At 70.3% G+C, this 232-nt stretch carries 1 protein-coding gene; it reads right to left on the bottom strand.

Going from position 1 to position 232, the window contains the following annotated elements; all coding sequences use genetic code 11:
* On the bottom strand, positions 1-232 hold a 232-nt coding region (locus AN218_RS28155; protein WP_171908822.1), incomplete at both ends, for an acyl carrier protein.

Raw genomic sequence — 232 nt, 5'->3', positions numbered from 1 at the left:
CACGACATCCCCACGATCACCACCGGGTCGTCCGCAACCGGCGGCAGCACACGCGAAGGTACGAGGGCGGCCGGGTCGGTGTCCGAGCCGAACAGTTCCTCCCGCAGGTGCGTCGCGAGAGCGGCAGCCGTGGGGTAGTCGAACACGAGCGTCGCCGACAGCCGCAGCCCCGTCGCCGCCGTCAGCCGGTTACGGAATTCGACGGCGGTCAGCGAGTCGAAGCCGAGGTCCT

The sequence above is a fragment of the Streptomyces nanshensis genome, assembly GCF_001751255.1.
GTDB lineage: Bacteria > Actinomycetota > Actinomycetes > Streptomycetales > Streptomycetaceae > Streptomyces > Streptomyces nanshensis_A.
Note: the sequence above shows the minus strand (reverse complement) of the source record. Positions and strands in the feature narration are given on the sequence as shown.